Raw genomic sequence first — 7,245 nt, forward strand, 5'->3', positions numbered from 1 at the left:
CGATCCTTCTGGCGTGTGACAAAGAGAATCAGGCGAAAGGACTAAAACCTTTCACCCCGGTTTACACCAAAAATGATGCTGCGCAAACGCTGGCACTGCAGTCCGGTCTCGCCGATGCCTACTTCGGTCCGAATGTGATTGGCGCGTGGAAAGCCGCGTTAACTCATCAAACCAAACTGGTGGGCAGCGTGGATGGAGGTTGGCCGAAAGCCGCTCATATCGCGGTGACGGTAAAAAAAGACAACGGTCTGGTGCAGCCGATTAACACCGCGCTCAACGGCGTGATCAAGAACGGTGATTACGACAAGGTGCTGAACCGTTGGGGTGAAGGCGTGGAGCGTCTGGATCGCTCTGAAATCAACCCGGCCGGTCTTGGCGACTAAGGAGGCTGCATGAGCCAGCAATTTTTCCGCGAAGTGCATCCTGAGGCCGCTGAGTTGCAGCCGATTATCACCGGTCTGTTTGGCGAGTATGCGGCACGTTACGGTGATTTCTTCAAAAGCTCCAACGAGGTGGAATTAACCGAGTGGTACTTGCCGCCGCGTGGGCTGTTTATCGTGCTGGAGCGTGACGGCGAGATCATCGCCATGGGCGCCTATAAACCTTATGACGAGGTGACCGCGGAATTTAAACGCATCTGGACGCGTAGCGATCTGCGCCGTCAGGGATTGGCGCTGCTGATTTTGCAGGAGCTTGAACGGCGTGCGTTGCGTGCCGGTTATCAGCGCGTGTTCCTGACCACCGGATTTCGCCAGCCGGAAGCCGTTCAGCTGTATATCGGCCACGGTTATCAGCCGCAGTTTGCGCTACTCGAAGATATGGAAATCTACAGTCAGCCACCTCATGACGGACGTTTACGCTTCCTCAAGGTGATCGATGTGCACAGCGTGGCGCAGGCCAGCTAAGGAGTTGAGATGAGTCAGGAAAAACATTTAACCGTGGTGCCCGCACGCTATCCAGGAAGGATCATCGGGGCGATTGTCGCACTGTTTATTCTCGCCAGCGTGATTGATTCGGTGGCCTTTAATCCTCGTTGGGAATGGCGTGTGTTTGCCCGCTGGTTCTTTGATCCGGTGATTCTCACAGGGCTGGGGCAAACGCTGTTACTGACGTTGTTTGGCACGGTGCTGAGTTTGATTTTTGGTGGCCTGCTGGCGCTGGCGCGGCTCTCTTCATCATGGTTATTGAGCACGCTGGCGTTTGGTTACATCTGGCTATTTCGCTCGCTGCCGCTGATTGTGGTGCTGATTATTCTCTATAACTTCTCCTACCTGTACGACACGCTGTCGCTCGGCGTACCTTTCACGGCACTGTCGTGGGGCCATTTCCAGACCATCAATGTGCTGGGGCAGTTCCCGGCAGCGGTGATTGGATTGACGCTGGTGCAGAGCGCCTACAGTGCGGAGATTATTCGCGGCGGATTTTTGGGTGTCGATCACGGTCAGTTTGAGGCAGCGTCGGCGCTGGGATTGTCCTCGTCCCGTCGTACCTTCCGCATCATTCTGCCGCAGGCATTGCGCGCCATTATTCCCACCACCTTTAACGAAATCATCAGCCTCGCCAAAGGGACTTCCATGGTGTACGTGCTGGCGATGCCGGAACTGTTTTATACCATCCAGATGATCTACAACCGCACGCAACAGGTGATCCCGCTGTTAATGGTGGGTGCGGCCTGGTATCTGATTATCACCACCGTATTGTCACTGCTGCAGCACAGCGTTGAACGTTGGCTGGCCCGCAGCGTGACGCGTGAACCGCAACCGTCGCGCTGGCGTCAATGGCGCAATCGCTCTGCTACCGCCAATGAGGAGCTTTCTCATGTCCGAAGCCATTGATTATCGCAATCTGCACACTACCGGTGCCATCAGCATTACCGGCGTCAGTAAGTCATTTGGTAAACACAAAGCGCTGGATGACGTCTCGCTGGAGCTGGAGCCCGGCTCGGTGACGGTGATTCTTGGCCCGTCAGGATCAGGGAAATCCACGCTACTGCGCACCATTAATCATCTGGAACGCGTGGATGAAGGGTTTATTCAAATCGACGGCGATTACATCGGTTATCAACGGCGTGGTGACAAGTTGTATGAGTTGAAAGAGAAGGCGATTTTGCGCCAGCGCATCAACGTCGGTTACGTGTTTCAGAACTTCAATTTATTTCCCCATCTGACGGTTTTAGACAACTTGATTGAAGCACCGATTGCCCATCGTCAATTGTCACGACGCGAGGCGATTGAAAGGGCGGGAGAATTGCTGGATATCGTGGGATTGCGCCATAAAGCTGATGCCTGGCCGCGCCATCTGTCAGGTGGCCAGCAGCAGCGCATCGCGATTGCACGTGCGTTGATGCTGAATCCACGCGTGATGCTGTTTGATGAACCGACCTCGGCGCTCGATCCTGAGTTGGTGGGTGAGGTGCTGGACGTGATTAAGAAGCTGGCACGCTCCGGCACCACCCTTGTGATTGTCACGCACGAGATTGGTTTTGCGCGCGAAGTGGCGGATCAGGTGGTGTTTATGGTTGATGGCCGTATCGTCGAACAAGGCAGTACGCACCAGGTGTTGAACCAACCGCGTCATGAGCGTACGAAACGATTTTTGGCGCGGGTGCTGTAATGGAGAGAGTGATAGTCAGTGCGCTGGCCGCATGGTTGTTAAGCTCGCCACTGTGTGCCGCAGCAACGCTGGATGCAAAAAACAACGAAACGCCAATCCACATTCCGGCTAACCCGCAAGCCATCGCCAAAATTCCGGCTGGATTTCATTTTGTGACGCCGGGATATTTGACGGTCGCCACTTCCGCATCCAATTCCCCGCCAATAGGCTTGTGGGCATCAGACAATAAAACGCTGATTGGTAGCGACCCTGATTTCGCCCGGCTGCTGGCCGACAGTTTGGGGTTGAAACTCAAGCTGGTGCCTGCCGCCTGGGAAGACTGGCCATTGGGCCTCACCGCCGGACGTTATGATGTGGCGATGTTTAATATCGCGGTGACGGAAGAACGGAAACAGAAGTTCGATTTCGCGACTTACCGCGCGGATAACCATGCGTTCGCCGTGAAAACGGACAGTGCAATCACGGCGATCAAAGGGCGCGAGGACGTGGCGGGTAAACGCATCATTGTCGGTTCCGGTACCAACCAGGAGAAAATTTTGCTGAGTTGGGATGCGAAAAACCGTGCACAGGGGTTGGCTCCGGTTCAGCCGATATATCTCAATGATGATGCCTCAGCGACGCTGGCGTTGCTCTCCGGGCGCGCCGATGCTTCATTTGGCCCACAAGCCATGGCGGCATGGAAAGTGGCGTCACGCGGTCAAACCAAAATCGTCGGTCACGGTCCGTTCCGCGCCTGGGTGGCAGTGACGACTAAAAAAGGTAATGGGCTGGATGTGGCATTACAGCAGGCGATCAATGGAGCGATAACCAGCGGACAGTACCAACAAGTGCTGGCACGCTGGGGAGAACAGGAGGAGGGCGTGGAGGCGTCACAGGTCAATCCGCCTGGGATTGTTTATCAATAATTTTTTTGTAAATGCCTGATATCCGTGATATCGCCGAAGTGATACTTTAATCCTGTACATAATGGCGGCTCAGCTGCCGCCATTGCAAAAGTCTCTTAAGTGGTGGCTTTACGGATCCAAAGCGCAGCCTCTCCCGCAGGGAGTGGACGGGCAAAGTGATACCCCTGAAACAGATTACACCCTTTGTCGCGCAGGTAGTCGAAATACTCTTCGCTTTCGATCCCTTCAGCCAGAACGTTCAATCCCATTTCACGCGCCAGTTCAATGGTTTTATGTACCACAATCCCGGCAGATTCGTTGTCAAAAATATGCATGATAAGCGATTTGTCGATCTTGATATCATCAATCGCGAAATCACTGAGCGATTTAAGCGATGAGTAGCCCACACCAAAATCATCAATTGCCCACTTAATGCCCAAATGACTAAAGTGCGAAATCACCGAACCAATGCGTTTCTGATCATAAATAAAAGTGGTTTCCGTGATTTCAAATTTTAATCTTTCCGGACTGATTCTGTGGTGCGAAAGTGTTAACAGTGTGTCCTGAGTAAAATCACGATGCATCAATTGTAATGGGCTTATATTAATGGAGAACATCAAATTGCTAATATTGTGAACACGTTGCCAATCCGACATCTGCTGCAGTGCGCGTTCCATCACCCATCTTCCAATCTCGATGATCAATCCGCTTTTCTCTGCGATGGGGATAAAGACCTCAGGTGAAATAAAACCTTTCACAGGGTGCTTCCAGCGCAGTAACGCCTCGAAGCCAACCAGTGTTTTATCAACATCAACCTGTGGCTGGTAGTATAGTTCAAGCTCATTGTTTTCAATGGCGCTTGAGAGTTCGCGTTTAATCAAATCGGTTTCAGAATAATCACCGCAGCAAGTAAAGGCGGTAAGCAGCAATGCGACGATGGGGACACCACAATTCACAAGATAAAAGCCTTTTTCTTTTGGAATATTCAATTGAAAAGCGTTATCGTGCCACGTCAATCCCGTCATGATGAAAAATAGATAAATAACCAGGCAAATTATCGGAAAGATTTTACTGAGATAATTGTTCTGCTGGCGTAACACTAAAGCAGAACCAATCGTTAAAGCAATTAAATAATTATATTCTGAATGTTTCCCAGTTGCGTGATAATTATCGATTAATAGCAACGCGATGATGACGATAAGCAATGCGTGTACAATGATATACAAATTACGCCTTAACCCAGAACAAAAGGCTGCACTAGTAATATATACACCCAAAGCTGTACTCATGCTGTACAAGCAAGTGACATCATAATGACCATTTAAAAAATTTAATAATCCCATCCAGAGCCCGGCAATAATACTGGATGTCCCTGCAATAAGTAAGGTTAAGCGGAGTTTCTTTTCCAGACTATCACCTTTAAACAGGAAAGGGAGGTTGCGAACCATACAATATTTAGAATTGAAATAAGAGATCATGAGCTATTCTCAATTTTTATGTCATCATGGTTTAAAAGTTGATTAGGGTATTTGAGGCAGAACGAACAGATTGTTTCGTTGATTTCCCCATTAATCCTTAACTCCGTTGGTGTCTGGCGTGGCATCTATTAAGGCATTCTTATCAGGTGATTATGATAGCTTGGGATATCCCGTCATGAGTCGATTTCATGTTTCAGGCCGGTTGTAGTCAACGTCGTCAACTGAGCCAAAGCATTTTCTGAACATTAACATTGTTCCTATCCAGGGACAAATCTGCACGTTAGAATGAAACGTGAGCGCCGCTTAAGTTCATCCTGATATTAAGGCGCAATCACCTGAGCTGGACAACCTTCAGCTTGACAATCATTTATGGTCACACCCCATTAAAATAACGGGTTGCAATGAAAATTCGTTTCCTATCTGCAAATGAACTCAAGCTGGCTGAAGTGCGCACCATCCTGGAGCCGGTCGGCGTCGAAGTCATTCCCATTGCCCGCCGCATCGAAGAGATACAAACAGAAAATGAAGTTGAACTGGTACGTGACAAACTCACCAAAGCCTTTTCCATCATTGGGCGTCCACTGTTTGTTGAGCACACCGGCCTGTATCTGGATGGGCTGAATGGATTGCCTGCCGGATTGACGCGCATTTTCTGGAGCCGACTGAACGCTGAGCGCTTCACCAAACTGGTCAGCGGGCTGGACACCCCAAGCGTCACCGCCAAAACCGTGCTGGGCTATTGCGATGGCCGTAAAATGTACCAGTTTGAGGGTGAACTGCGCGGCACCATCGCACCGGCACCGGCAGGACCGCGCGAGTTTCAGTGGGACTGCGTATTCATTCCAGAAGGCCATTCGCAGACCTTCGCCGAAATGGGTGAATTCAAAAACGAAATATCCATGCGCCGCCTGGCACTGGATCGTTTCGCCACCTTTCTAAAAACATCACGGGGACTGGCATGAAACCGGAACTCAAACGCGCCTACGATGCAGGCAAACTGATCCTGTTTGCGGGCGCGGGTATTTCACGCAATCTGGGTTTGCCGGAGTGGCATGAGCTGATTGCGCATCTGGCCAAAGAACTGGGTTACGATCCGAAGATCTTTAATACTTATGGCACACATCTTTCGCTGGCGGAGTACTACAAGCAGCGCAAAGGTTCGCTCGGTCCGTTACGCAGCTGGATGGATCGTGAGTGGCATCGCCCGGATATTGACGTACGCAGCTCTGAAATTCACACCATGATCACCCAAGGTAACTTCTCACGCATCTATACCACCAATTACGATCGCTGGCTGGAGATGGCGCACGAAGCTCACAATGTGCCGTACAGCAAAGTGGCGAATGCGGCGGATTTGGTGTCATTGACCGAAGACAAGCGTCATATCATTAAACTTCATGGTGATTTTGACGATGATACGTCCATTGTGCTGGATGAGAGCAGCTACTTCGAACGCCTCTATTTCGATTCGCCGCTGGATATCAAACTGACGCATGACGTGATGGGCAACTCGGTGTTGTTTGTCGGGTACAGCATCAGTGACTTTAACATTCGTCTGTTATTCTACCGGCTGACCAAGATGTGGGGCCGCACGGGATTGGCTACCGCGCGCCCCAAATCCTACTTGTTCACCAACCGCAATAATCCGGTGGCCAAAGAGGTGCTGGGGCAGTGGGGCATCGAAATGATCGTTTCAGAAGAGGACGATCCGCGCAAAGCGCTGGCAACGTTTCTGGAAGAATTACTGGCTTAATGAGCAGAAAATGTTTGCTCAAAAAAGTTTGCTTAGAATATACTGTATATAAATACAGTTAACCGAGGTGCATCATGGCAGTCGAAACCAAATATGTTGTTGTCAGAAAGGGTGAAGAAAAAATGACGTTTGCCAATAAAAAAGACGCGGATGCCTGGGACAAAATGCTCGATATGGCGGACGCCTTCACCGACTGGCTGCAGCAGCATCAGCCTGAGCTGGGTGAAGCACAGGCTGAAGCGTTAGGCATGTTACTGGCTGAGCAGAAGGATGCGGTGCAGCATATCCTGCGTACCAGCAAATTACCGGATGCGGTAAAAGAAGATGCGACAGCCGAAGTCGAGACTGAGGCTTCTGTCGAATCTGAACCCTCTGCGGAATCTGAAGCTTCTGCCGAAGCAGACACCGGTAAACCCGAAAAGAAAGTGCGCGCGGTTAAAGCTGCCTGATACTTTGCTGAGAGCTGAGAGCTGAGAGCTGAGAGCTGAGAGCTGAGAGCTGAGAGCTGAGAGCTGAG

The 7,245-nt window shown here is 50.8% G+C and carries 8 protein-coding genes and 1 pseudogene; 8 read left to right on the top strand and 1 reads right to left on the bottom strand.

Translation table 11 applies throughout. From position 1 onward, the window contains the following. From RT340_RS18760 to RT340_RS18780, 5 genes and pseudogenes are all read left to right on the top strand, one after another. Positions 1-383 (top strand): annotated as a pseudogene (locus tag RT340_RS18760) (transporter substrate-binding domain-containing protein); the annotation flags it as partial. Positions 384-392: 9 nt separating this feature from the next. Then, a complete protein-coding gene (locus RT340_RS18765; protein ID WP_097117851.1) occupies positions 393-905 on the top strand; it encodes a GNAT family N-acetyltransferase in 513 nt (170 codons plus the stop codon). 9 nt (positions 906-914) lie between these two features. Further along, positions 915-1,835 (top strand): amino acid ABC transporter permease, encoded by a 921-nt coding sequence (locus tag RT340_RS18770; protein ID WP_097117852.1) that lies wholly within the window; start codon positions 915-917, stop codon positions 1,833-1,835. Further along, positions 1,819-2,613 carry an amino acid ABC transporter ATP-binding protein gene (locus tag RT340_RS18775; RefSeq protein ID WP_058962363.1) on the top strand — a complete coding sequence of 265 codons (795 nt, stop codon included), beginning with the start codon at positions 1,819-1,821 and terminating at the stop codon, positions 2,611-2,613. The genes RT340_RS18770 and RT340_RS18775 overlap by 17 nt, the downstream gene beginning before the upstream one ends. Then, positions 2,613-3,518, top strand: a complete 906-nt coding sequence (locus tag RT340_RS18780) for an ABC transporter substrate-binding protein (RefSeq protein ID WP_313377475.1) — start codon at positions 2,613-2,615, stop codon at positions 3,516-3,518. Before RT340_RS18775 ends, RT340_RS18780 begins: the two co-directional genes overlap by 1 nt. Before the next feature lie 95 nt (positions 3,519-3,613). Here RT340_RS18780 and RT340_RS18785 read toward each other — a convergent pair whose 3' ends face one another. Further along, complete coding sequence (locus RT340_RS18785; RefSeq protein ID WP_097117854.1) at positions 3,614-4,975, bottom strand: putative bifunctional diguanylate cyclase/phosphodiesterase; 1,362 nt, start codon at positions 4,973-4,975, stop codon at positions 3,614-3,616. A gap of 401 nt (positions 4,976-5,376) precedes the next feature. Here RT340_RS18785 and RT340_RS18790 point away from each other — a divergent pair, with 401 nt between their 5' ends. The 3 genes from RT340_RS18790 to RT340_RS18800 all read left to right on the top strand — a co-directional run bounded on the left by RT340_RS18790 (position 5,377) and on the right by RT340_RS18800 (position 7,177). Continuing rightward, positions 5,377-5,937 (top strand): non-canonical purine NTP pyrophosphatase, encoded by a 561-nt coding sequence (locus RT340_RS18790; protein ID WP_097117855.1) that lies wholly within the window; start codon positions 5,377-5,379, stop codon positions 5,935-5,937. Beyond that, positions 5,934-6,728, top strand: coding sequence for an SIR2 family protein (locus RT340_RS18795; protein ID WP_034829783.1), 795 nt, complete (start codon positions 5,934-5,936; stop codon positions 6,726-6,728). Before RT340_RS18790 ends, RT340_RS18795 begins: the two co-directional genes overlap by 4 nt. Before the next feature lie 74 nt (positions 6,729-6,802). Beyond that, positions 6,803-7,177: a YebG family protein gene (locus RT340_RS18800; RefSeq protein WP_097117856.1), complete on the top strand. Its 375-nt coding sequence runs from the start codon at positions 6,803-6,805 to the stop codon at positions 7,175-7,177. The last annotated feature ends 68 nt before the right edge of the window (positions 7,178-7,245 follow it).

The sequence above is a fragment of the Pantoea sp. CTOTU50773 genome (genome assembly GCF_032082325.1).
GTDB lineage: Bacteria > Pseudomonadota > Gammaproteobacteria > Enterobacterales > Enterobacteriaceae > Pantoea > Pantoea communis.